Here is a 23,784-nt window from a genome sequence, read left to right as displayed (position 1 = left end):
TAAGAGGCAAGTGATCGGTGGAGTCGAGGGCTGGATGAACAGACAGACGCAGCAGGATGATCGCTGGCTGACCGGATATAGGCGGATCGCCGTGATCATCCTGCTGATGGTGATCGTGGCGACCCTGGTGCGCAGCTATCAGGGCCACCGGGAAGAGGCGCAGCAGCTCACTCTCACTTTGCTGGGGGAACAATTTGCCGAGCGGGCACAGCGTTTGCACGGCATTTGGCTTGATGAGCGGCGCCCGCAGACACTGCATGTCGCCGGCAAGGGGTGGCAGTTTGATGCCCGAGGGTGGCCCTTGGGGCTGGTGCCGCTGCAATCTCCTTCGGAAAATTGCCGTCAGTTGTGGCTGGCACTGATGGGTGAGACGGAGGGGGGCATGCCTCCCCTGCAGGTTCTGGCCCGCCCCGATGGCAGTGGTTGCGAGATGGGGTGGGATGGTTATTGGCTGGTTTATCAGTTTTCTGACGGGCGGGTGATGAAAAAGCCTTGAATGAAACTAATCATATGACCCAACTACATGATTTTTTTGGGCCTGCATGAAATAATGTGGGGCATTACGGAGGGAGCATGACAATGAAACCAATGGCATCAACAATGCCGGAAAACGGGATGAGGAGACGGTCTGCCGGCTTCTCCCTCATTGAGCTGGTGATCGTTATCGTGATCCTGGGGATCCTGGCGGTGACTGCGCTGCCACGCTTTCTCGATGTGACAGATGAAGCGAAAAAGGCCAGCGTCGAGGGAGTCTCCGGCGGTTTTGCTACCGGCGTTTCGCTGGTGCGTGCTCAATGGGAGGCGGAAGGTCGCGCCAAACAGGACAGCCTCAATACCGTGCTCTATGACGGCAGCCGCTTCTATCTGACCACACCGACCGATACCCAGATCAGCAACGGCGAGCTGTCGCCCGGCTATCCGATGGATACCGTTGCAAGCGGTAATCCGGATGTGGATCCGGCCAATCTGACAGCCGAACGTTGTCTCAATATTTGGGAGGGGTTACTGCAAAACCCGCCCAAGGCTACGGCCAGCTTCAATGAAGTGCGCGGTAGCGGCAATGACCTGAAATACTATGCCACAGTAAGCAGTAATGGACTGGATTCGGTCTGCCGCTACTATTTGGTCAATAGTTTGAGTAAGGGCAGTGATGGCAAGTATCAGGATCCGCAAGGCAAGACTGATGCATTTATGAGTTTCAGTTACCGCCCGGCATCCGGTCAGGTGACCACAAATATTAATTAACAGAGGAAAGTGAAATGAAAAAACAGGCGGGTTTTACCCTGATCGAACTGGTTATCGTGATCATCATTCTGGGTATTCTGGCGGTCACCGCTGCACCCAAGTTCCTGAATCTGCAGGATGATGCTCGTAAGTCTGCTGCGCAGGGTGTTCAATCTGCACTGCAGAGTGCAGCCAATTTGGTTTATAGCAAGGCTGCTTTGGAAGGCCAGGAAAAAGCATCTGCTGCGGGTGGAACCGCTCTGACCGGCATGACGGGTGTTAAAGTAATTTACGGCTATCCAACTGCTGATACCGTTTCTGCGGCTGTCACTTTGGATGGTTGGAAAGTATCTGGCGCTTCAGCTACTTCCTCGGATTTCTATCCAGATAATACCAAGGGTAACGAGTGCTATGTGACTTATACAGCAGCTACTTCGGAAAGTGTACCGTTTAAGGTCGAGCTGAAGAACTGTAAGTAATAATATCTGGACAAGCGAGGCTTCGGCCTCGCTTTCTCTTTTCCCTGATGAGAAGTCCCATGCCTGCAACCAAGGGCTTTACCCTGATTGAACTGGTACTGGTGATCCTGTTACTCGGGATTCTGGCCGCCTTTGCCGTGCCCAAATGGCTGGGCAAAGGCGGCTTTGAAACTCAAACCGTGCGTGACGAGCTGCTTACCCGGCTGCGGTTGGTACAGACCGTCAATATGCATGAGCCTGCCAACCGCTGTACCCAGCTGGTGGTTGCCTCTCCCCGTTTTGCCCACCGAACTTATGCTGCGTGTCCCGCCAGCGATAATTTGGATACCAATAGTGGCTGGACTCCCCAGTTGGAGACTCGTGGTCGACTGGTTACGCCCTCTGCCGGTATCTCCATCTCCCTAGATAACAACAACCGCTTCGTGCTGCGCTTCGATCAGATGGGGAGACCGCTAGGCAACTGTGCTACCGGTTGTACCTTGCTGGTGAGTGATGGCCGCGAAATCAGCCGTATCAAGATTGAATCCGAGGGGTTTATTCATGAGATCCCTTAAGCGCGGTTTCACCCTGATTGAGCTGATCGTTGGCATAGTGCTGCTGGCGGTGGCTTTGACCGGCGTATTGGGGTTACTCATCAATCAGGCGCCTCAGGCGGTAGACCCAGTGCAGCAGGTACGCGCCACCCAGCTGGCCCAGCGCCTCTCCGGCGAGATCTTGCAAAAGTCGTTTGATGAACATTCGGATCATAACGGTGGTCGTTATCGTTGTGGCGAGCAGGTGGCAGGGGTGACCATCTCTTCCTGCTCCACCAGTTATGGTCCGGATGGCGAGCCCGCATCCTATGCCTATAACGATGTGGATGATTTCGATACCGCAGGTAGCTGGGTGGATGCCAACACGCTGACTCAGACTGCGACGGGAGTCAGCAGCGAGGAGTATCGCAACTATCAGGTGAAAATTGCGGTGAGTGGAGCCGATTTCAGCGACGGCACCTTCAAGAGTTGTGTCGCCCCCTGCTCTGTGGGCAAGCGTATTGATCTGCAGATCAAGCTACCGGATCAGAGCGTGTTCGACTTCTCCTTCTATCGGGGGAATTACTGATGGATCGCTCTGCTGTCGGGGGTTGCCTCTCTACCAGAATATCCGCGCCTGTAACCACTTCCGGCGTTCGATTGCGCCTACCGGCCAATCGAACCTACCGTAAACCTCGGGGTAACCGTGGCTTTACCCTGGTCGAGCTGGTGATGGTCATCCTGTTGCTCGGGATTATGGCGACCTTTACCAGCCAGTTTATCGGTATCGGTACCCAGATTTATGGCGATGCCAGTAGTCGTGAGCTGCTGATGAGCGATGCCCGCTTCGCCATGGAGCGGCTTAACCGTGAATTGCGTGATGCGGTGCCGGGCTCGGAGCGGATCGAGACGACTGGCGGGACATGGGGCGACACTGGTGCCTGTTTGCGGTTCTGGCCCATCAGCACCTCGAGCCGCTATCTGGCGCTTAACCGCGCCATGTCTGGGAGCACGTCCACCCTTGAGCTGGTGATGGCGACCCCGGCTTCTGCTGCCAATCCGCTGGATGTGGATGCCACCGCCGTTAAAAAAGACGATCAGCTGATAGTATTCCCCGTGCCGGACAAAAATGTCGGTTCGCTTACGGCAGGCTGCGATTATGGCCGCTGCGTAGCCAGGGTTACCGATGTACTGACGCCCGTATCCGGAGCGCAAACCATCCGCTATACCAGCACCGAGAGTCTGACGGGCCTCTCTCCTGGCAGCCGGGTCTACTTTGCCAACCAGCAGGTACGTTACTGTGTGGAAGGAAACACGCTGACCCGCGCTACCGCGCCCATTGGGGCATCCTTACCTGCACAGGGCGTGTTGATGGCGGATTCCCTTCGTATAGGCACCTTCTATCGGGAAACCTCGGCGTTTAACGCCGAAGGGGAGTTTGGTATGCGTTTTGTGTTCGAGCGCAAGGGGGAGTCGGTCACCTTCAACCACAAGATAGAGGTGTTCAATGTGCCCTGATCCACAGGCTTTCGGACGGATGCGAGGCAGCGCCTTGATGATCGCCCTGTTTGTGATTGTGGTGATGGCCCTGCTGGCGGCTGCTATGGGCCGTTTTCTGGTCGATAGTGGTGAGAAAAATACCGTGGAGGTGCGCAGCGTGCGTGCCCTGCTGGCCGCCCAGAGCGGGCTGGAAGTGGCACTCTATCGGTTGTTCCCCAAGCGCACGCTTGCCCAACCGACCCCACCTGCGGTCTGCCCGGCAAGCAGCCCACTGAGCTTTGCCAGCACGCCCGGACTGACCAACTGTCAGGCTGTGGTTCGTTGCGCCACGGTGCCGGTGACCTATAACGGATCTGTGACCAATGGCTATCGTCTCGAGAGTGTCGGAACCTGTGGCAGTTCCGACCTTAACAGTGCCAACCCTGATTTTGCCGTGAGCCGAACCCTGATGGTCGAAGCTTATGATGGAGGAACTCCCTGATGCGCAATTTATGGATCGTCGTAGCCGTGTGGCTATTTAGTGGCGCAGCAGGGGCGTTTCAGGTGATTGATACCGCAACCTATTTCCCGGCAGTGACTCAGGGGCATGGAGGCAGCAGTAACTGGTGGTGCGGCTGGGGCGGCAACAACTCGACACTGACTATGAATGGTAGTGCCAAGATCTCGGGTACTGGAGGTGCTGCGCTTAATTTCTGTAATTCCAATCAAGGGGCTGGGATGCCCACTGATAGCTGCGATAACAGTAATGGCAGCAGAAGAATATGCTCGATTGTGAATGATACGATCTACGGTCTATCCACAAGCGGTGGTAATGCATTTCTGAGCGGAAATGGCGGCAATGGTGGAGTCCCTTTCTGTAGTGCAGGGCAGGCTATCAGTTTAGGCAGTGCAAGTCAGTATCAGTTCTCCAGCCTCTCTTTGTATAGCAGTTGCACCGTGACCTTCTCCTCAGCTCGCACCGAATATCGGATCCAGAAGATAGAAGCTGGCAGTGGTGCCAAGCTGATTTTGCCTAGTGGAGACTACTGGATCGATCAGTTGACCCTTAATCAGGGGGCCGAGGTTGAAATTCAGGGAGAAGTGAGGATTTTTGTGAAACAGGCAACCCAGCTCAACGGTGCTGTATTGAATCGTTCCGGTACGGGTTCTCTGCTGCTATTTGGATATCAGGATATCACCCTGAACAACGATACCTTGTTGAATGGGTATGTTTATTCCGATCAGACGCTGGTGTTGAACAATACCTCCGTCATTAACGGCCGTACTACCAGCCGTTCCCTGACAATGGCGAGTAATAGCGCTATTAATGACCAAGCTTTCGCTCCCTCTCTTACTTGCTTTAATGATGATTTCTCGAGAACCGGGTTGGGTGATAACTGGGTTGTATCTCAGAGAAATAACAGTGAGTTACCGTCTATTCAGAGTGGTCGCTTACGGATGACCCGCAATATCGGTAACCAGGCCACCTCCGCGACTTATCAGCGTTTATTTCCCGCAGCTAACAACTTGGTTGAAGTTACTTTCCGCTATTACGCTTGGTCACCTCAAACCGGAACCGGAGGGGATGGCTTGGCGGTGATTCTTTCCGATGCGACCGTTACACCTCAACCCGGCAGTTTTGGTGGCGCATTGGGATATGCGCAGCGTGATAATGGTACGCCCGGTTTTGCAGGTGGTTGGCTTGGTGTCGGGCTTGATGAATATGGAAACTTCTCCAACCCCAATGAGGGTAAAGTGGGTGGCCCCGGTGCTCGTGCGCAGGCTATTGCTATAAGAGGAGGGGTTGGTTCCAGTTATCGCTATTTGGCGGGGACGACGGCCAATATTAGCCCCCGAGTCGATGTACGTGGTACTTCTTCTGCCCAGCCCGGCCATCTCTATCGGTTAAGGATTGATTCACGTGTGGCTGGCCGCTCCATGGTCTCGCTCGATAGAGACAGTGGCTTAGGATTTAGTAACCTTGTTGCCCCATTCAATGCGATGGCGACCGCTGGGCAGGAGCAGGTTCCTGCAGATTTTTTGCTGTCGCTTACAGGGTCAACCGGAGGCGCCAATAATAACCATGAGCTGGATGATATCCAGATCTGCGCCCTGCGCTCCAACCCGATCGGGGTGCAGATTGATCATTTCCAACTTGATCACTCCGGTCAGCCACTGACCTGCAATCCCGAGACTGTGACGGTCAAGGCGTGCGCCGATGCCGCTTGTACCACGCTTATCACAGACCCGGTTACTGCAACCCTGAGTCTTACCCCTACTTCTGCCAGCAATGGTTGGATTGGCGGCAATACTGTGACCTTTAGCGGCGGTTCGACCACGGTGCAGTTGCGCAACAATACGCCGACCGCGGTGACCATAGGCGTTTCCGGCTCGACTCCGACGACCAAGCCATTCAGTACCACCTTGTGCAAGGCCGGGGCCGGTACGCCCAGTGCGGCAGCCTGTAGTCTGAACTTTGCCGATAGCGGCTTCTTCTTTGATGTGCCTGATACCTATTCCAATCAGCCACAGACGGTGACCATCAAGGCGGTCAAAAAGAGCGATGTGACCAAGCAGTGTGTGCCGGGGTTTGCCAGTCAGACCAAGAGCGTCAAGTTCTGGAGCAGCTATATCACCCCCGCCAGTAATCCCTATAACAGCCAGATGAGCGTCAACAGCAGTGCGATTGGCGCCAGTCAGGGAGCTGCAACGCCACTCTCCCTCGTATTCGATGCGCAGGGGCAGTCGACCATAACGGTTAAGTACCCGGATGCGGGCAAGGTGCAACTGGATGCCCGCTATGATGGTACTGGCAGTGACGCCGGTCTGGTGATGCTAGGCGCGGATCAGTTTGTGGCACGTCCTGTCGGCTTGTGTATAACCCCTCCGCAAGGGGTCTGCACGGCTGGTGATAGCAGCTGTCCGGTCTTCAAAAAAGCAGGGGAAACATTCCAGGTGGATATCAAGGCGATGGCCTGGGAATCCGCCAATGATGGGGATATCTGCGCTGGGAATCTGACTACGCCCAACTTTTCCCTGCCCAATATTGCTCTGGGCAGTACGCTGGTGGCACCCAATCCGGGCACCAATGCAACGCTGGGTACTACCACCTATAACCATGTGGCCGCGGCCAACAGTCTCAATAGCGTTAGCCAGACTGTGAGCGAGGTGGGAGTGTTCCGGATGACGGCGACGCCACCAGCCAATGGCTACTTCAATTACACCATCCCATCAACCCAGAGCCAGCCGGTGGGGCGTTTTATTCCTGCCGACTTCAATCTGGTGAGCGGCGACATAGTGCCAGCCTGCAATGCGTTCTCCTATATGGGGCAGCCCTTTGGCGTCATGCTGGATGTGCTGGCTCGTAATACGACGGGCGTACAGACCCGAAACTATACGGGGCCCTTTGCCAAGGGCGAAGCCTATCTCTCGGTTGCCAATGATAAGGATGGGAAATCCCTGTCAAGCCGCTTGCGCAGTCTGCAGCCGCTACCATGGCTCAATGGCCGTGCGGCCTTGACTACCGGTAGCAGCGAGTTTGTGCGCCTCTCTGGCACGCAACCGGATGGTCCCTACAAGTCTTTGTTGTTTGGTCTGTATATGAGGGATAACGATGGTGAAAGAACGCTGATTGCCAGCCCGAATTTCAATGATGCCGTGGTAGGTAACTGCAGTGGCAGCGGCTGTAATGCCCGTCAGATAGACAGTGTGCCTATGAAAGCCTATTTTGGCCGCCTGCAGGCTGGCACGGCGGCTGGCCTGGCCTCGGCGCCGCTGGCCATTCCACTGCAGATGCAATATTACGAAGCGGGCAACTGGCTGCAAAACAAGGAAGATCAATGTACCCAGCTCTCTTTGGCCAATCAGGGGTTCACTTTCCTCAATCCGAGTCACACCTTTGATGCGGCGACTCGCGAGCTGAATCTGGGGGCGGGTCGCAAGATCAAGCTGGGGTTGGGTAGTTCTGCACCGGGTGGGGATGCTGCACTGGCGAAGGACGGGGAGATCCTGTTCCACTTTGCCAAGCCGGATATCTCGGTGCGCATCCCCTACAAGGTCGATTTGGCAAAACAACCATCATCGCCACTCTGGTTGTCTGACCCAACGAGTGCCAATGACGGCAACCTGCAAGGTGAGGCCATTTTCGGCTCCAGCCGGGGTAATGACAGAATTATTTATCGGCGCGAAGTATTGCAGTAAATGATGTGAAAGGGGGGCTGGCTCAACAGCATCCCCCTAAATCCTTGTTTATTAGTGTTTGCAAGCGTGTGCGAGTGAGTGATGACTCGCATTTTTGTCGCGCCTGATTGATTGGCGACAGTTTGAGCGCTTGCCCATTGGGGTGGGCATTGGTAAAGTTAGCCGGTTTTCTGCACCTCCAAATTCTTAGGATTTCCCGTAGCCATGTTCAAAAAGCTCAGAGGCGTCTTTTCCAACGATCTGTCGATCGATTTGGGAACTGCCAACACCCTGATCTATGTAAAAGATCAAGGGATCGTCCTTAACGAACCCTCAGTTGTCGCCATTCGCCAAGAGCGCGGGAACGCCAAATCGGTCGCTGCTGTCGGTCATGCCGCCAAGCAGATGCTGGGCCGTACCCCGGGCAACATCTCCGCGATCCGCCCGATGAAAGACGGCGTGATTGCCGATTTTTACGTGACCGAGAAGATGCTGCAGCACTTCATCAAGCAGGTTCACGACAACAACTATTTCCGCCCCAGCCCGCGTGTGCTGGTGTGTGTACCGTGCGGTTCAACCCAGGTTGAGCGTCGCGCCATCAAGGAGTCCGCACTGGGCGCCGGTGCCCGCGAGGTCTACCTGATCGACGAGCCTATGGCTGCTGCCATCGGTGCTGGCCTGCCGGTATCCGAAGCGACCGGTTCCATGGTGGTTGATATCGGTGGTGGTACCACTGAAGTGGCCATCATCTCCCTGAACGGTGTAGTCTACTCCCAGTCCGTCCGTATCGGTGGCGACAAGTTTGACGAAGCGATCATCAGCTACGTTCGTCGCAACTACGGCAGCCTGATCGGTGAGGCGACTGCCGAGCGCATCAAGCACGAGATCGGCTCCGCCTATCCGGGCGAAGAGGTGCGCGAGATTGAAGTCCGTGGCCGCAACCTGGCTGAAGGTGTACCGCGCAGCTTCACTCTCAACTCCAACGAAATCCTGGAAGCGCTGCAAGAGCCGCTGTCCGGTATCGTGGCTGCCGTGATGGTGGCGCTGGAGCAGTCTCCGCCGGAACTGGCCTCCGACATCTCCGAGCGCGGTATGGTGCTGACCGGTGGTGGCGCGTTGCTGAAAGATATCGACCGTCTGCTGATGGAAGAGACCGGTATCCCCGTCGTCGTGGCCGAAGATCCCCTCACCTGTGTGGCCCGTGGCGGCGGCAAGGCGCTGGAGTTGATCGATATGCACGGTGGCGATCTGTTCCACTACGAATAAGACCCAAAGCCGGCCAGCGTGCCGGCTCTTTTTTGACGACCCATGAAACCCATTTTTGGTAGAGGCCCTTCGCTTCAGTTACGGTTGTTTCTCGCCGTCATCATCTCCATCGCTGCCATCGTCGCGGATTCCCGCTTCGGTGTGTTTACCCATGTCCGCGTCTACCTCAGTTCGTTAGTCAGTCCCCTGCAATACATGGCCAATGCGCCGGGTACCCTGCTCGACACCATGTCGACCCAGGTGCAGACCCGTGCCGATCTCATCGAGCAGACCAAGCAGCAGGAGCAACAGCTGTTTACCCTGCGTGCCCGTCTGCTCAAAATGGATCAGCTGGAGCACGAGAATCAGCGGCTGCGTGAGCTGCTGGGTTCGCCGGTGCACAAGGAGTCCCGCAAGATGGTGGCCGAGCTGCTGTCGGTGGATTCCGACCCCTTCAGCCATCAGGTGCTGATCAACAAGGGGGCGCTGGATGGCGTCTACAACGGTCAGGCGGTGATCAACGATCAGGGGGTGATTGGTCAGGTGCTCCACGTGGGCTCAACCACCAGTCGCGTGCTGCTGATCACCGACTCCAGCCATGGCATTCCGGTGCGGGTGCTGCGCAACGACTTGCGCGCCATTGCCTCCGGCAGTGGCGAGCTCGACAAGCTTGAGCTGCGCAACCTGCCGCGCAACACCGATATTCAGGTGGGTGACCTGCTGGTCACCTCGGGTCTGGGTGGCCGCTTCCCGGAAGGTTATCCGGTGGCGACTGTGACCCGCTCCGAGTATGTGGAGGGCAAGCCCTTCGCTCAGGTCGAGGCCAAGCCGCTGGTGGAGCTCGACAGACTGCGCTATCTGCTGCTGCTGTGGACCGACAAGAAGCCTGAAGTACACGATGAGGATGGCGAACGGGCGGCTCCCGCTGCGTCCGCCGCAGGAGCAACCCGCTAATGCTAGAACCCGCCAGCGGCAGGATCTGGATCTGGATCTCGATCCTGCTGGCCTTGAGCCTGTCGATCCTGCCGCTTCCTTTTGAATTTGACCCCTTCCGTCCGGACTGGCTGGCCATGGTGCTCATCTACTGGGCGCTGGCCTTGCCGCACCGGACCAACGTCGGCACCGCCTGGGTGGCGGGCCTGCTGCTGGATGTGCTGCTTGGCAGCACCCTCGGCGTGCGGGCGATGGCGATGGCCATCACCACCTATCTGGCGGCCTTCCAGTTCCAGAAGATCCGCAACTTCTCCCTCTGGCAGCAGGCGCTGATCATCGGTGGCCTCTCGCTGGTGGGTAAAATGACGGTATTCTGGGCCGAGCATCTGTTCAGCCAGGCCAGTCTCAACTTCTCCTACTTTTGGTCGACGTTGACGACGATGCTAATATGGCCCTGGGTGTTTCTGGTGCTGCGCAAGGTGCGGCGCCGCTTCAATATCAGGTAAATATGAACAAAAACAACGAACCACAACTCTATCTCGCCTCGGCTTCTCCCCGTCGCCGTGAACTGCTGACCCAGATTGGTTACCGCTTCGAGGTGCTGAAACTGGATGTGCCCGAACAGCGGGAAGAGGGTGAAAAGGCGCAGGATTACGTCTGCCGCCTCGCCCGTGACAAGGCGATGGCGGGCGTGGCGTGTGCGCCGACGGCGTTGCCGGTGCTGGGTGCCGACACCATAGTGGTGCTGGGCGACCGGGTGCTGGAGAAACCGTCCGATCTGCTGGATGCCAAAGATATGCTGGAGTCCCTCTCCGGCAAGGTGCATCAGGTGATGACGGCGGTGGCGCTGGCCAGCAAGGATCGTTGTGACGTGCGTCTGGTCACCACCAACGTGGCGTTTCGCAAGCTGGACGAGGCCGAGATCGAGGCCTACTGGCAGACCGGTGAGCCCTGTGACAAGGCCGGGGCTTATGGCATTCAGGGTATTGCCGGCAAGTTTGTCAGCCGCATCGAAGGGAGCTATAGCGCCGTGGTCGGCCTGCCCCTGCTGGAGACAGACCTGCTGATCAAGCATCATCTGGAACAGCTCAAATAATTTCCCGTCAGCTGTGCTCTGCTGCGTTTCTCCCTTGCGCGCGTTGTACCGGATTGGCTCTATAGAATTCAAAACTGGAACAGGCAAGGTTACTTATGTCGGTAGAACTGCTGGTTAACGTTACCCCCTCCGAAACCCGGGTCGCTCTGGTCGAAAACGGTCTGCTGCAGGAAGTGCATGTAGAGCGTCAGGCCAAACGCGGCATCGTGGGCAATATCTACAAAGGCAAGATCAGTCGGGTGCTGCCCGGCATGCAGGCGGCATTCGTCGATATCGGCATGGACAAGGCGGCGTTTCTCCATGCCTCCGACATCGTGCCGCACACCGAATGTGTGGCGGTGAAGGAGAAGGAGCAGTTCCAGGTCGGTAACATCGCCGAGCTGGTGCGTCAGGGGCAGGACATCATGGTGCAGGTGGTGAAAGATCCGCTGGGTACCAAGGGTGCCCGTCTCACTACCGATATCACCCTGCCATCCCGCTATCTGGTCTTTATGCCGGGCAGTGCCCACGTCGGTGTCTCCCAACGTATCGAGTCCGAAGCAGAGCGGGAGCGCCTCAAGCGCACCGTGGCCGGTTATGTGGACGAGCTGGGTGGCTACATCATCCGCACCGCCGCCGAAGGGGTGGGGGAGCAGGAGCTGGAGCAGGATGCCGCCTTCCTGAAACGCCTGTGGCGCAAGATCCTCGAGCGCAAGCAGAAGTATCCACCCTGCAAGATCCTCTACGAGGATCCCAGTTTGGCATTTCGGGTAGTGCGTGACTTTGTCGGTGCCGAGCTCGACAAGATCCGTGTTGACTCGCGCCAGAGCTTCGATCAGCTCAAGCGCTTCACCGAAGAGTACGTGCCGGAGCTGGCCAGCAAGCTGGAGTACTACCCCGGCGAGTCGCCTATCTTCGATCTTTACGACGTGGAGAACGAGATCCAGCGGGCGCTGGAGCGCAAGGTAGAGCTGAAATCTGGCGGCTACCTCATCATCGACCAGACTGAAGCCATGACCACGGTGGATATCAACACCGGCGCCTTTGTCGGCCATCGCAATCTGGAAGAGACCATCTTCAACACCAACGTCGAGGCGACGGCGGCCATCGCCCGCCATCTGCGCCTGCGCAACCTCGGTGGCATCATCATCATCGACTTCATCGACATGCAGTCGGAAGATCACCGCCGTCGGGTGCTGCACAGCCTGGAGCAGGCGTTGTCCAAGGATCGCGCCAAGACCAACGTCAACGGCTTCTCCCAGCTCGGCCTGGTGGAGATGACCCGCAAGCGCACCCGCGAGAGTCTGGAGCATGTGCTCTGCTCCGAGTGCCCCGAGTGCAAGGGGCGCGGCCGGGTCAAGACGGTGGAGTCGGTCTGCTTCGAGATCCTGCGGGAGATCATCCGGGTCAATCGTGCCTATGATGCGGATCAGTTCACCGTCTACGCAGCCCCGGCCGTTGCCGACTACCTCCATGGCGAGGAGTCCCACAGTCTGGCTGAGCTGGAAGTGTTCATCGGCAAGCAGGTGCGGGTAGTGAGCGAACCCCTCTGTGGTCAGGAGCAGTTCGACGTGGTGATGATGTAATTGGTCTATCGCTGGCTGAGTCGGGGCTGGTTGGCCCTGGGGGTCCTGTTCGTACTGATGGCCATGCTGGTCACCTTGGTACGGGTCGGGGGCCCTTTGCTGAATCAATACCGGGAGAGTCTGATCCACACTCTGCTGGGCGATTCACAACTCAAGGTCAGCGTGGAGCAAGTGGGGCTGGACTGGACACAGTCCGGGCCCGCTCTCGAACTGCAGCAACTTGCCATCGCCCCGGATTCGGGGCGTTTTACCGTACAGCTCGGCAAAGCCTGGGTGCACCTCGATTTCTGGCGCACCATTAACGAGCTAAAGCCGGTGTTTGGCGAGCTGATCCTGAGCGATGGCGATATCACCCTCGACTTGCGCCAACCGGCTGACGAGAGCCCCTCCGGCGATCCCCAGCAGGGAGCCCTGCTGCGCTTTCTGCTGACCCAGCTCTCCACCTTCGATGTGCACAACACCCGCCTCAGCGTCACCACCTCCCTCGGTGATCTGCGTGCCCTCGACATCGCCCAGCTGCGCTGGCAGAACCGTGGCAAGCGCCATCAGGGGGTCGGCAAGGCTTATCTCATCAACGGGGTGGGCGAGAGCACCCTCGATCTGATTCTGGATGTGGACGCCCCGACTGCCCGGCTCGATCGCCTCAAGGGGCAACTCTATCTGGGGGCCCGCCAGCTCGATATCACCCCGACCCTGGCCAGGATCCATGCGGGCGAACCCAAGGTTGCCGGTCAGCTCGACTTCCAGCTCTGGAGCGAGTTTGACAGTGGCAAGCTGGGCAATACTCTGCTGGCGTTTGGCAACAATTACCTGATCTGGAAGGATCCCAAGAACGGGGATATGCACCGTTTCGGCCTCGATGGCGGCAAGATCCAGCTGCGTCGGGATGGCACTGACTGGCAACTGGCGAGCCACAACGTCACCTTCAAGCTGGACGGCAAACCCTGGTTGCAGAGCCGGTTGCAGCTGGAGCGGATTGGGGAGCGGGTGCAGGGCTATCTGCCCAGCATAGAGTTCGACAAGATCACTCAGATCAGTCAGCTGGTCTCGGCGCTCTACCCCACACTCTGCGAGACCCTGCGCCAGACCAATCCGCAGGGCTCGGTGCAGGATCTGACGCTGCTGGCCAACGCCGACTGGCAGGATCTCTCCCTCAGTGGCCGCTTCAGCAAGGTGCGCCTCAAGGCGTGGCAGGATATACCCGGGATGCAGGATCTCAACGGCGAGTTCTGGCTTACCCCGACCGGCGGTAGCGCCAGATTGGCGCTGGCGAACGACAAGGTGGATCCCGCCCGTCACTTCAAGATGCCGATCCCGGTCGACAATTTCTCGGCCCGCCTCGACTGGTGGCGTGAGGAACAGGGCTGGGTGCTCTACGGGCAGGATATCGCGCTGGATAACCCGGATCTGACCCTGGCCAGCCGTTTCCGCCTCGATCTGTTCGAGCACCCTTTCCTCGCCCTGACCGGTCGCATCGATGTGAAGAATGCGGGCCATGCGGATCGCTACTTCCCGCTGCAGGCGATGGACAAGGGGCTGGTGGATTACCTGAGTGGCGCCATCAAGGGGGGCAAGGCCAAGGGGGCCGACCTGCTCTGGTATGGGGAGTTTCGGGATTTCCCCTACGACAATGGCAAGGGCATCTTCCAGGTGGCGGTGCCGCTGGAGCAGGCCACCTACGAGTTCTTCCCCGGTTGGCAACCGCTCACCGACCTGCAGATCGATCTCTTGTTCCAGAATGCCGGTCTCGATATGCGCAGCCGATCCACCAAACTCGGCAAGGCGAGTTCCGACTCGGTGCATGCCTGGATCCCGGATCTCTCCCCCGGCGCCCACCTCTATGTGGATGCCAAGGTGCAGGGGGAGGGCCAGGCCATCAGCGACTACCTGCAGGACTCCCCGCTGGGCAGTTCGGTGGGACAGGCGCTGCGGGAGATCGAGATCCGTGGCACGATGGCCGGTTCGGTCAAGCTCGATATTCCTCTCGATGGCGAGAGCGAGGTGAAGGCGAGCGGCGATGCCACCTTCAGCAACAACAAGGTGCGGGTCGCCAGTCTGGACCTGCCGCTGGAGAAGGTGCAGGGGCGCCTCGAATATGACAACGAACAGACCCGTTTCAGCAACCTCAAGGCGAGCCTGTGGAACCAGCCGCTGACCCTCGATTATCAGGGGCGCCAGCATCCGGATCACTATCAGGTCGACCTCGATTTCAAGGGGCAGTGGGATAGCCGCCGCCAGCCCGCAGCCATCTCTTCATACGGTATTCTCAACGGCCGCAGCAACTGGGGCGGCAAGCTCGGGTTGACCTTGCCCGAGAGCAAGCCGTTCAGCTTCCAGCTGGCGCTCGACTCCAACCTGCAGGGGATGGGGCTGGATCTGCCGTTGCCACTGGCCAAGAGCAGTGCCAGCCGGCTGCCGCTCAAGGTGATCGCTCGTGGCCGGGATGGCAGCGCCGATATTCGCGCCGTACTGGGGGCTGATGTGGATATGCAGACCCGACTGGTCTACGGCGAAGGGGTGCCTTATCTCAGTCGGGTGCGGGTCGATGTGGGTCAGCCGGGCGCCCGGGTAATGCGCGATGCCCCCATGCTGCTTGCCATCAACCAGCAGGAGGCCGATGTCGGTGGCTGGTTGGCGCGACTCAAGCAGTGGCTGCCGGCGCAGAACCAGACTGGCAATGCGGTGGTTGGCCCGGCCTTCCTGCCGCCGGAGTGGTGGGTGGATGGACAGCTGGCTCGCGCCTATATCGGCAGTGCCACCCTCAAGGCGGCGCGTTTCACCGTGGGGCCGACCAATCAGGCGACCGAGGTGATGATCGACAGTCCCGACGTGATGGGGGTGATCCGCCTGCCCGCAGTGGCCAATCGCCCGGTGGATGCCAAGTTTGCCCGCATCTACTGGTCCGGCAAGAGTTCGGATCTCAGCCCGGACCCCGATGCCAAGCAGGACAACGCCATCATGGCATCCATCCCCTGGTTGAAGGTGAGTTGTGTCGATTGCCGCTTTGGCGAGCTGCCGCTTGGTGAAGTGAAAGGCGAGCTGCTGCCGGGCGCCAACAAGGTGACTCTCAAGGGGCTGGATATGCGGTTGGCAGGCAGTCAGCTTGCCGGCAGCGTCGACTGGCTGGCCGATGGCAACCGGATGGAGACGCGGGCCCGTGGCAAGCTGACCAGCAACAACAGCGAGCTGCTGCTCAAGCGGCTCGGCTACACCTCGCCCATCGGTGATGCCCCCGGCTCCCTCGCCTTTGATCTCAACTGGCAGGATGTGCCCTATCGCCCGAGTCTGTCGACTCTGGGGGGGAGTGCCAACTATCAGCTGGAGGGGGGCACCCTGCGGGAGGTCAACGACAAGGGCGCACGGCTGCTCTCCCTGCTCAGTCTCGACTCCCTGCTGCGCAAGCTGCGCCTCGATTTTCGCGATGTGTTCGACAAGGGTTTCTACTTCGAATCCATGTCTGCTTCTGCCACCATCAAGCAGGGGCAGGTCAGCAACAGTGATTTCTATATGAAGGGGGCTGCAGGCAATCTGCGCGGCGAGGGGATCGCCGATTTGGTGCGCTGGCGGCTCGACTACGAGCTGAGCTTTTCCCCGAACCTGGGTGGCACCCTGCCGGTGGTGGCGGCCTTTTCCATCACGCCGATCACGGGTCTCTATGTGCTGGCCCTCTCCAAACTGCTGGAGCCGGTGGTGGATGTGGTGACCCGCATCGACTTTCGTATCTCGGGCCCGCTCGACGCACCCAAGCTGATTGAGGCGGGGCGCGATCGCGCACGCATCAAGCTCAACCAGCAGCAGAAAGAGGCGGTCGACGCCGTTGCCCCCGGCCTGCCGACTCAAGAGGTGACCCCTTTCCTGCTGAGCCCCAAACACGCGGGGCCCGCTCAGCGCTGAACGAGCGGCACGACACCATCACAAGGAGTGAGCCATGATCCGACATATCCTGCTGATCGCCTTCAAGCCGGGCACCCAGCCTGCCCAGATAGATACGGTCCGTACCGCTTTTCTCGCCATTCCCCATCAGGTTAGCGGCGTGACCGCCGTGGAGTGGGGGGAGAATGACAGCCCGGAGGGGAGGGATGGTGGCTTTACCCACAGCGTGCTGATGACCTTCGCCGACGAAGCGGCCCGCCAGCGCTATCTGCCCCATCCTGATCACGATGCCCTCAAGGCCATCTTTCGCCCAGTGCTGGAGCGAATCATTGTACTGGATTACACCCTGCAGGCAGGGGATGCTGTCACCGTCTGATGGCCCAAGCGACAAGGAGAACGTCATGTGGTTAGCCGCAATACAGCTGGTATCTGGCCGTCACTGGCAGGATAACCGGGAGCAGATCGCCGCCGAGCTGGCGGCCTTGCCCAAAGAGCGGCCGCTGCTGGTGCTGCTGCCGGAGAACTTTGCCCTGTTTGGCGAACGACAGGGCTATCTGGATGGTGCCGAGGCAATAGGTGAGGGCCCGATCCAGCAGCAACTGGCTGAATGGGCCCGCGATTACGGTATCTGGCTGGTGGCCGGGGCTATGCCGACCACCATCGCAGGTTCCGACCATATCCACACCAGCTCGCTGGTGTTTGACCCCAGCGGTGTGCTCAGGGGCCACTACCACAAGATCCACCTGTTCGACGTGGATGTGGCGGATAATCACGGCCGCTATCGGGAGTCGGAGACCTTCAGCTCCGGCGAGGAGCCTGTGCTGGTGGACTCCCCCTTTGGTCCCCTCGGCCTCTCGATCTGTTATGATCTGCGCTTTCCCGAGCTCTACCGCCAGTTGGCCCGAGCTGGTGCGCGCGTGCTGCTGGTGCCTGCTGCCTTTACCGCCGTGACCGGCGAGGCGCACTGGGAGCCGCTGCTGCGGGCCCGCGCCATCGAAAACCAGTGCTACGTAGTCGCTGCCAATCAGGGCGGTACTCATGAGACAGGGCGCCAGACCTGGGGCCACAGCATGGTGATCGACCCCTGGGGTCGGGTGCTGGCGAGCAAAGAGTTCGAGGGCGGCACAGTGCTGGCGAAGATGGAGCCCGGGCTTATCGACGAATTGAAACGCACCATGCCAGTGCTGAGGCATGCCCGGTTGCTGTGATCCCGGGGTGTTGATCGACGTAGGGTGCAATAAGCGAAGCGCATTGCACCTGTGCCGATCTTGGGGTTGGCGGCGCCATTCACGGCGCCCATTGCACCCTGCGAATACGAACTGCACACCGGGCCACACCGGATGAATTAACCGTTACGACATCTCACGTCGAGATTGGAGAAGAAGATTGAGTCTATTGAGCCAGGTTAGTGCCTCCCTGTTGGCCCCGAACGACCTCGATGAAGGGCGCCTGCAGCAGCTGCTCGGCAGCCTGATGAGCCATCAGGTCGAGTTCGGCGATCTCTATTTCCAGCGCAGCTGGCACGAGTCCTGGATGCTGGAAGATGGCATCGTCAAGGATGGCAGCTACAACATCGATCAGGGTGTCGGGGTGCGCGCCGTCAGCGGCGAGAAGACCGGCTTCGCCTACTCGGACGAGCTGAGCCTGCTGGCCCTGCAACAGTCGGTGACTGCCGCTCGCGGCATCGCGGCTGCCGGTGCGCACGGCAAGGTGAAGGCGTGGGCCCGCACCGAAGCGAACCTGCTCTATCCGGCCATGGATCCGCTGCAGACCCTCGACAAGCATCAGAAGATCGCCCTGCTGGAGCAGATGGACAAGTTCGCCAGAAGTCTGGATCCCGCCATCAATCAGGTGATGGCCTCCATCAGCGGCGTCTACGAAGAGGTGCTGGTGGCCGCCACCGACGGCACCCTGGCCGCGGATGTGCGTCCGCTGGTGCGTCTGTCGGTGACTGTGATCGCCGAGAAGGGCGATCGCCGCGAGCGTGGCAGTGCCGGTGGCGGCGGGCGCTTTGGTTACGACTGGTTCCTCGAACTGGACGGGCTGGAGAGCCGCGCCTTTGGCTATGTGCGTGAAGCGGTGCGTCAGGCGCTGGTCAATCTGGAAGCCATCGACGCGCCAGCCGGTACCATGCCGGTGGTGCTGGGCTCCGGCTGGCCCGGCGTGCTGCTGCACGAGGCGGTGGGCCACGGTCTGGAGGGGGATTTCAACCGCAAGGGATCTTCCGCATTTGCTGGCCGCATCGGCGAGCAGGTGGCCTCCAAGCACTGCACCATCGTCGATGATGGCACCCTGCCGGGTCGGCGCGGCTCCGTCTCCATTGATGACGAGGGGACGCCGGGCGGCTACAACGTGTTGATCGAGAACGGTATCCTCAAGGGTTATCTGCAAGACAAGCAGAACGCTCGCCTGATGGGGGTGCCACTCACCGGCAACGGGCGCCGCGAATCCTACGCTGCCATGCCGATGCCGCGCATGACCAACACTTACATGCTGGCGAGTCAGTACGATCCGGCCGAGATCATCGCCTCGGTGAAGAAGGGCATTTATGCCCCCAACTTCGGCGGCGGTCAGGTGGATATCACCTCCGGCAAGTTTGTCTTCTCCGCCTCCGAGGCTTACCTCATCGAGGATGGCAAGATCACCGCTCCCATCAAGGGGGCGACCCTGATCGGTAACGGCCCCGAAGCGATGAGCCAGGTCTCCATGGTAGGCAGCGATCTTGCGCTGGATCGCGGTGTCGGCATCTGCGGCAAGGAGGGGCAGAGCGTGCCGGTCGGTGTCGGACAGCCCACCCTCAAACTGGATCAGCTCACCGTGGGTGGTACCCAGTAAGCCTCGACGCAGAACAAGAACAGAGAGAAACCATGCTTACCCTGTCGAAAATATCCAATATCAGGAGCCAGCTCTCCCCCAGCGAGCTCAAGATTGCCGATTACATCCTCTCCTGTCCGGAACAGGTGACCCACTTCTCCTCTCAGGAGCTGGCCCAGCAGGCGGAGGTGAGCCAGTCGAGCATAGTGAAGTTCACCCAGAAGATCGGGTTCAAGGGCTTCACCGCCTTCAAGCTGGCGGTCAGTGAGGATCTGGGGCGCAAGCATGCCATCAAGACCGACAATGTCGGTGATCTCTACAATGGCATCGGGCGAGACGATGACCTGGAGACCATGGCCAAGAAGCTGGCGCAGGAGAAGATAAATTCTATCATCGAGACCACTCAGGCTCTCGACAGTGCTCTGCTGAAGCAGGTACTCGACACCATAGATGGCGCTGGGCGGGTACAGCTGGTGGGGATTGGCGGTTCGGCACTGACCGCCAAGGATCTCTGGTACAAGTTGCTCAAGATCGGTGTAACTACCCTGTTTGCCCAGGATAGCCATGTGCAGATCTCCATCGCCCAGACCCTGGGACCGGGTGATGTGCAGCTGGTCATCTCCTACTCTGGCGCCAGCCGTGATGTGCTGGCGGCGGCCGAGCTGGCCAAGCGCAATGGTGCCACCCTGATTGCCGTGACTTCGTTCCGGCAAACCCAGTTGCGCCAGATGGCCGACATGGTGCTGGATACGGTGGCGGAGGAGAACGAACTGCGTATCTCTTCCATCTCCTCCCGTACCGCCCAGAACACCATTACCGACATCCTGTTCCTCGGCCTGGTGCAGCGCAGAGACGAGCGAGCCTGGGCTCTGATCGACGGTACCCGGGATGCCATCGACCGACTCAACAAGGAGTGATGCCTGCTCTCCCGCAGTATCATCCGTACAACAAAAAACCACCTGAACAGGTGGTTTTTTGTTGTCTGCTAGAGGTCAAGGGCCCAGCGGATAAAGGCTTTACGCCGCTTGGCATCGGTCGCCAGATAGAGTTCCCGCAGGGTGGCATCCGCCTGCTCCGGCGTAAGTGCCGAAGCTGTATGAGTGGTAGTTGCGGCTTGTGTTGCGAAAATGGGGGCCGAGCTCACTGTTGGCGTATGGCTGGCCAGCAGGGCCTGGTAATCGGTGCCCAGACCATCATGGCTGCGTGGCAAGGCTTGTAGTGCCATCGGCTGTGAGGTGCCCTTGCCGTCACTCAGCAGCAGGGCCGGGCTGACGGCAAACTGGCGGATAGCCGAGGAGCTGGTCAGCACCGGGGTGGTCAGTTGCAGCGTCCCTTGTGATGGAGCTGTAAGAGTAACCAGCAGAGGAGCCGAGGTCACGCGTCCCTGGCTCTCGTTGGTGGAGCGAGGGTCACTTGGGCTGTCAAAGCGGACCAGCAGTCGGAACTCTCCCGCCGGGAGCTCAATGGTCCGGGTGAAGGCCGAGGGTTTGCCCTGTGGCGAGGCGAGCAGGGTGAGGGTATCGGCCAGCTCCAGTCGGGCTGCCGTGGCCGGTACGCTGAGCAGCAGGGCAAACAGGGGGGATAATAGTAGGGGAGAGAGCAGGGAGGATCGTGCCATCATAAGACTCCATGAAGGAGCCGGCCCGCAGGCCGGCAACCAGATCAGAATTCGTAGCGCAGGCCGAGATGATAGAAGCTCTCGCTGTTGCTGCTGCCACCAAAGCTGGTGATGGTGCTACCAGTCAGACCATCTTCACCATTGCGGATCACATAGGCGCTGTAGAGGGAAGATCGCGGGGTGAGCTTGTATTGCAGCTCCAGCGTAGTATCGCGCAGTGCCATCTGGTCGCCACCCTCGTTGACGAGGTGACGGTAGCCTGCGCGGGCCGCCCACTTCTGGTTGATGTCATACACAGCGGTCAGTTCCCACACCTTGTCTTCACTGTCGGCACGGCCATCGCGATAGGTCACCTGATCCTTGCTATAGAGGGCACCCAACATCAGAGGGCCGAGATAGTAGCGGGTACCGATCCCGGCGAAGCGATACTCATCGGCATTGGGATCGACCTTGCTGCCACTGCTCTGGGCGGCTTTGGTCTGCTGATATGCCACGACCGGAGCCAGTTTACCGGCATTGCCCAGATCGAAGGTGTAGCGCAGGGCGCCGTTGTAGCCGTAATCAAGATCCGAGGTGCCGTTACCAAGGATGTAGGCGAGCGAGAGATCCAGATTGCCGAGGGTGTTCTGGTACTGCAGGGTGCCATCCTGACGGAACACCTGCACGGCGGTGGAGTCCACCTTGCTGGCCTGACGAGCCATGGAGACATCAGAGGCGGCAAACACATCACCGATATCGGTGAACATGATGAGGCCGGAAGAGACGCGCCCACCGGTCACTTTGCCCCACTGGCCAGCGTCGATCCCGGCCCAGACGTAACGGGCAGTGAGGTCGCTGCTGTTCTTCTGCACGTTGTTGGCGTATTCGGCTGCATTGACCTGATATTGCGCCATGCCGATCACTGCGACATCATCATTGACGGTCTGACGGGCGGTAAAGCCGATACGGCCATCGAAGTCACCCTGATCATTGCCGCTCTTCTTGTCGGAAATATTGAAGCCAAGACGGCCGTAGAGGTCGACGTTGGAGCCATCGTCAGCCTGATAGATGACGGCCGCATGAGCGGAACCTGTGCCGAGCAGCGCGGGAAGAATCAGAGCAAGCATGGATTTTTTCATTTTTTATCGTTCCTGTACGGGCTCTGTGCCAGAGCCGGGATGAGTTTGGCCATGACCCCGATTGCTCGGGGCCAGACCTTGGCTAGAAATCCGTAGGAGGGATTAACTCAGATCGACGTTCTTGCAGCCGAACATCAGGGTGAAGAGGTAGCCGCCGAGGTAGGCGACGGCGAGGCCGACCGCATAGACCATCATGCCGGGGAAGATCCCCTGGGCGGAGGTCATCAGCGGCAGGGCGACGATACCGGATGGGCCAAAGACGGTGTTGAGGCCGACCGGCAGACCCATCCAGGAGATCAGGCCAACCACGAATCCCCCCAGCGAACCACCGCAACAGGCGGTGATGAATGGTTTGACCCGCGGCAGGGTGACGCCGTAGATGAGCGGCTCACCGACCCCCAGAATGCCTGGAATGATGGTGCCCTTCACCTGAGTGCGCAGTAGGGAATCCTTGCCTGCCCGGCTGTAGAGCGCCAGCGCAGCGCCTACCTGTCCGGCACCGGCCAGCGCCAGGATAGGAAACAGGGAGTTGAAGCCCTGGGCATCCATCAGCGCAAAGTAGACGGGAACGAACCCCTGGTGGATGCCAAACATCACCGAGATGAGGAACAGGCCAGCCAGAATAGCGGTACCGAACGGGTTGCCATTGAGGTTGATGAAGAGCCAGGACATGCCGTTATAGAGCTGCACGCCGAGGGGCATGATCAGGATAAAGGTGACGGCTCCCATGATCAGCAGGGTGATGCAGGAAGTGAGGATCATATCCAGACTGTCCGGCATGTAGCGGCGAACCTGGCGCTCAACCGAAGCGCCTATGATGCAGGCGATCAGCACGCCGATGATGTTGCCGCGGGGATCGATCTGATGGCCGAAGAAGTCGGTGATACCGGAGTAGATGCCGCTGCTGGCCTGAGGGTCATAACCCATGACAAACAGAGAGGCGATGATGGCACCGTTGACGCCGGAGCCACCAAACGCCTTCTGGGCGTTGTAGCCGATCAGGATGCTGAGGAAGCTGAACAATCCCTTGCTGAAGAGCTTCATGTAGCCGACGAATTCGGCCAGCATGCCCCCTGTCTGCTGTCCTTCCAGCAACAGGGTCTGTTCGATAAGGGTGGCACAGCCGAGCAGCAGACCCGCAGCGATAAAACCGGGGATCAGCGGAGTGAAAATGGTGGCAAACTTGGCCAGGAAGCGGTGTGCCGCACTGCTCTGTTTCTGCTTCAGCGCCTGTTTGTTGGCGGCGGCGATGTCGCCAAGATCCGATGATTGCGGGCGGGGGGCGGTCAGTGTTCCCGCGTCTGCATTCAGCATGCCATTCATCATCTCGCAGGCAGTCTGGGCCTTGCCGGGGCCAAGCACTATCTGGAACTGATTGTCGCTTTCAATCACCCCCATCACCCCGGCAATCCGTTTGATAGTATCGCGGTCGGCATGCAGGCTGTCCGCCAGGCTCAGCCGCAAGCGGGTCATGCAGTGGCCACAGTTGGTGATGTTATCCCGGCCGCCGATGGCCTGGATGATCTGGCCAATCATGGTGTCAGTTATTTTTGCCATAAAGAACCCAGTCAGTCTGATGTGAGGGGGCGGATGCCCCGCTTATGTTGTTATCCTGTCGCCATTGCTGGCGCGGCCAATGTGCGGTCGGC

Annotated in this window: 21 protein-coding genes; 18 read left to right on the top strand and 3 right to left on the bottom strand. The window is 59.2% G+C overall.

From position 1 onward, the window contains the following. Window positions 1-34 precede the first annotated feature (34 nt). The 18 genes from I6L49_RS13930 (at window position 35) to I6L49_RS13845 (ending at window position 20,316) form a co-directional block, all read left to right on the top strand. Window positions 35-496: a hypothetical protein gene (locus I6L49_RS13930; protein ID WP_139732132.1), complete on the top strand. Its 462-nt coding sequence runs from the start codon at window positions 35-37 to the stop codon at window positions 494-496. A gap of 77 nt (window positions 497-573) precedes the next feature. Further along, window positions 574-1,245 (top strand): prepilin-type N-terminal cleavage/methylation domain-containing protein, encoded by a 672-nt coding sequence (locus I6L49_RS13925; RefSeq protein WP_159142877.1) that lies wholly within the window; start codon window positions 574-576, stop codon window positions 1,243-1,245. A 14-nt stretch (window positions 1,246-1,259) separates the two neighbouring features. Next, window positions 1,260-1,703 (top strand): prepilin-type N-terminal cleavage/methylation domain-containing protein, encoded by a 444-nt coding sequence (locus tag I6L49_RS13920; protein ID WP_216949763.1) that lies wholly within the window; start codon window positions 1,260-1,262, stop codon window positions 1,701-1,703. Between the two features lie 59 nt (window positions 1,704-1,762). Continuing rightward, complete coding sequence (locus tag I6L49_RS13915; RefSeq protein WP_139405096.1) at window positions 1,763-2,257, top strand: prepilin-type N-terminal cleavage/methylation domain-containing protein; 495 nt, start codon at window positions 1,763-1,765, stop codon at window positions 2,255-2,257. Then, window positions 2,244-2,804 carry a prepilin-type N-terminal cleavage/methylation domain-containing protein gene (locus I6L49_RS13910; RefSeq protein ID WP_216949762.1) on the top strand — a complete coding sequence of 187 codons (561 nt, stop codon included), beginning with the start codon at window positions 2,244-2,246 and terminating at the stop codon, window positions 2,802-2,804. The genes I6L49_RS13915 and I6L49_RS13910 overlap by 14 nt, the downstream gene beginning before the upstream one ends. Beyond that, the gene (locus I6L49_RS13905; RefSeq protein ID WP_216949761.1) at window positions 2,804-3,733 is read left to right on the top strand and encodes a PilW family protein; all 930 of its coding nucleotides are present in this window, start codon (window positions 2,804-2,806) and stop codon (window positions 3,731-3,733) included. Before I6L49_RS13910 ends, I6L49_RS13905 begins: the two co-directional genes overlap by 1 nt. A 37-nt stretch (window positions 3,734-3,770) precedes the next feature. Further along, the gene (locus I6L49_RS13900) at window positions 3,771-4,196 is read left to right on the top strand and encodes an MSHA biogenesis protein MshP (protein ID WP_155395873.1); all 426 of its coding nucleotides are present in this window, start codon (window positions 3,771-3,773) and stop codon (window positions 4,194-4,196) included. Then, entirely contained in the window at window positions 4,196-7,894 is a 3,699-nt protein-coding gene (locus I6L49_RS13895) for a DUF6701 domain-containing protein (RefSeq protein ID WP_216949760.1), read from the top strand. The genes I6L49_RS13900 and I6L49_RS13895 overlap by 1 nt, the downstream gene beginning before the upstream one ends. Window positions 7,895-8,098: 204 nt before the next feature. Further along, complete coding sequence (locus I6L49_RS13890) at window positions 8,099-9,139, top strand: rod shape-determining protein (protein WP_005340051.1); 1,041 nt, start codon at window positions 8,099-8,101, stop codon at window positions 9,137-9,139. Window positions 9,140-9,181: 42 nt separating this feature from the next. Next, window positions 9,182-10,072 carry a rod shape-determining protein MreC gene (gene mreC, locus I6L49_RS13885; protein WP_005340053.1) on the top strand — a complete coding sequence of 297 codons (891 nt, stop codon included), beginning with the start codon at window positions 9,182-9,184 and terminating at the stop codon, window positions 10,070-10,072. After that, entirely contained in the window at window positions 10,072-10,557 is a 486-nt protein-coding gene (gene mreD / locus I6L49_RS13880) for a rod shape-determining protein MreD (RefSeq protein WP_005340054.1), read from the top strand. The genes mreC and mreD overlap by 1 nt, the downstream gene beginning before the upstream one ends. Window positions 10,558-10,559: 2 nt before the next feature. After that, on the top strand, window positions 10,560-11,147 hold the full coding sequence (locus I6L49_RS13875) for a nucleoside triphosphate pyrophosphatase (protein WP_005340055.1): 588 nt from the start codon (window positions 10,560-10,562) through the stop codon (window positions 11,145-11,147). A gap of 95 nt (window positions 11,148-11,242) precedes the next feature. Next, window positions 11,243-12,712 carry a ribonuclease G gene (rng, locus tag I6L49_RS13870; RefSeq protein WP_005340056.1) on the top strand — a complete coding sequence of 490 codons (1,470 nt, stop codon included), beginning with the start codon at window positions 11,243-11,245 and terminating at the stop codon, window positions 12,710-12,712. Further along, window positions 12,713-16,606: a YhdP family protein gene (locus tag I6L49_RS13865; protein WP_216949759.1), complete on the top strand. Its 3,894-nt coding sequence runs from the start codon at window positions 12,713-12,715 to the stop codon at window positions 16,604-16,606. It begins immediately after the preceding gene. Between the two features lie 34 nt (window positions 16,607-16,640). Beyond that, window positions 16,641-16,961: a Dabb family protein gene (locus tag I6L49_RS13860; RefSeq protein ID WP_216949758.1), complete on the top strand. Its 321-nt coding sequence runs from the start codon at window positions 16,641-16,643 to the stop codon at window positions 16,959-16,961. 25 nt (window positions 16,962-16,986) lie between these two features. Further along, the gene (locus tag I6L49_RS13855; protein WP_216949757.1) at window positions 16,987-17,793 is read left to right on the top strand and encodes a carbon-nitrogen hydrolase family protein; all 807 of its coding nucleotides are present in this window, start codon (window positions 16,987-16,989) and stop codon (window positions 17,791-17,793) included. Between the two features lie 178 nt (window positions 17,794-17,971). Next, a complete protein-coding gene (gene tldD / locus I6L49_RS13850; RefSeq protein ID WP_216949756.1) occupies window positions 17,972-19,420 on the top strand; it encodes a metalloprotease TldD in 1,449 nt (482 codons plus the stop codon). 32 nt (window positions 19,421-19,452) lie between these two features. After that, complete coding sequence (locus I6L49_RS13845) at window positions 19,453-20,316, top strand: SIS domain-containing protein (protein WP_108588468.1); 864 nt, start codon at window positions 19,453-19,455, stop codon at window positions 20,314-20,316. Between the two features lie 68 nt (window positions 20,317-20,384). Here I6L49_RS13845 and I6L49_RS13840 read toward each other — a convergent pair whose 3' ends face one another. The 3 genes from I6L49_RS13840 to murP all read right to left on the bottom strand — a co-directional run bounded on the left by I6L49_RS13840 (window position 20,385) and on the right by murP (window position 23,692). Continuing rightward, complete coding sequence (locus tag I6L49_RS13840) at window positions 20,385-21,020, bottom strand: DUF2057 family protein (RefSeq protein ID WP_254127480.1); 636 nt, start codon at window positions 21,018-21,020, stop codon at window positions 20,385-20,387. A 41-nt stretch (window positions 21,021-21,061) separates the two neighbouring features. After that, window positions 21,062-22,135 carry a porin gene (locus I6L49_RS13835; RefSeq protein WP_216949755.1) on the bottom strand — a complete coding sequence of 358 codons (1,074 nt, stop codon included), beginning with the start codon at window positions 22,133-22,135 and terminating at the stop codon, window positions 21,062-21,064. A 102-nt stretch (window positions 22,136-22,237) separates the two neighbouring features. Then, window positions 22,238-23,692 carry a PTS N-acetylmuramic acid transporter subunit IIBC gene (gene murP, locus I6L49_RS13830; protein WP_213387940.1) on the bottom strand — a complete coding sequence of 485 codons (1,455 nt, stop codon included), beginning with the start codon at window positions 23,690-23,692 and terminating at the stop codon, window positions 22,238-22,240. Window positions 23,693-23,784: the final 92 nt, after the last annotated feature.

The sequence above is a fragment of the Aeromonas sp. FDAARGOS 1419 genome (assembly GCF_019047045.1).
Classification (GTDB): Bacteria; Pseudomonadota; Gammaproteobacteria; order Enterobacterales; family Aeromonadaceae; genus Aeromonas; species Aeromonas veronii.
The sequence above is the reverse complement of the archived record's forward strand: the minus strand, read 5'-3'. Positions and strand labels throughout refer to the sequence as shown.

Coding starts and splice junctions, on each gene's coding strand:
- I6L49_RS13835 (WP_216949755.1), bottom strand. CDS start 22,135: ATGAAAAAATCCATGCTTGCTCTGATTCTTCCCGCGCTGCTCGGCACA.
- I6L49_RS13895 (WP_216949760.1), top strand. CDS start 4,196: ATGCGCAATTTATGGATCGTCGTAGCCGTGTGGCTATTTAGTGGCGCA.
- I6L49_RS13845 (WP_108588468.1), top strand. CDS start 19,453: ATGCTTACCCTGTCGAAAATATCCAATATCAGGAGCCAGCTCTCCCCC.
- I6L49_RS13905 (WP_216949761.1), top strand. CDS start 2,804: ATGGATCGCTCTGCTGTCGGGGGTTGCCTCTCTACCAGAATATCCGCG.
- rng (WP_005340056.1), top strand. CDS start 11,243: ATGTCGGTAGAACTGCTGGTTAACGTTACCCCCTCCGAAACCCGGGTC.
- I6L49_RS13900 (WP_155395873.1), top strand. CDS start 3,771: ATGATCGCCCTGTTTGTGATTGTGGTGATGGCCCTGCTGGCGGCTGCT.
- I6L49_RS13910 (WP_216949762.1), top strand. CDS start 2,244: ATGAGATCCCTTAAGCGCGGTTTCACCCTGATTGAGCTGATCGTTGGC.
- I6L49_RS13860 (WP_216949758.1), top strand. CDS start 16,641: ATGATCCGACATATCCTGCTGATCGCCTTCAAGCCGGGCACCCAGCCT.
- I6L49_RS13920 (WP_216949763.1), top strand. CDS start 1,260: ATGAAAAAACAGGCGGGTTTTACCCTGATCGAACTGGTTATCGTGATC.
- murP (WP_213387940.1), bottom strand. CDS start 23,692: ATGGCAAAAATAACTGACACCATGATTGGCCAGATCATCCAGGCCATC.
- I6L49_RS13840 (WP_254127480.1), bottom strand. CDS start 21,020: ATGATGGCACGATCCTCCCTGCTCTCTCCCCTACTATTATCCCCCCTG.
- I6L49_RS13875 (WP_005340055.1), top strand. CDS start 10,560: ATGAACAAAAACAACGAACCACAACTCTATCTCGCCTCGGCTTCTCCC.
- I6L49_RS13930 (WP_139732132.1), top strand. CDS start 35: ATGAACAGACAGACGCAGCAGGATGATCGCTGGCTGACCGGATATAGG.
- I6L49_RS13925 (WP_159142877.1), top strand. CDS start 574: ATGACAATGAAACCAATGGCATCAACAATGCCGGAAAACGGGATGAGG.
- I6L49_RS13890 (WP_005340051.1), top strand. CDS start 8,099: ATGTTCAAAAAGCTCAGAGGCGTCTTTTCCAACGATCTGTCGATCGAT.
- mreD (WP_005340054.1), top strand. CDS start 10,072: ATGCTAGAACCCGCCAGCGGCAGGATCTGGATCTGGATCTCGATCCTG.
- mreC (WP_005340053.1), top strand. CDS start 9,182: ATGAAACCCATTTTTGGTAGAGGCCCTTCGCTTCAGTTACGGTTGTTT.
- I6L49_RS13855 (WP_216949757.1), top strand. CDS start 16,987: ATGTGGTTAGCCGCAATACAGCTGGTATCTGGCCGTCACTGGCAGGAT.
- I6L49_RS13915 (WP_139405096.1), top strand. CDS start 1,763: ATGCCTGCAACCAAGGGCTTTACCCTGATTGAACTGGTACTGGTGATC.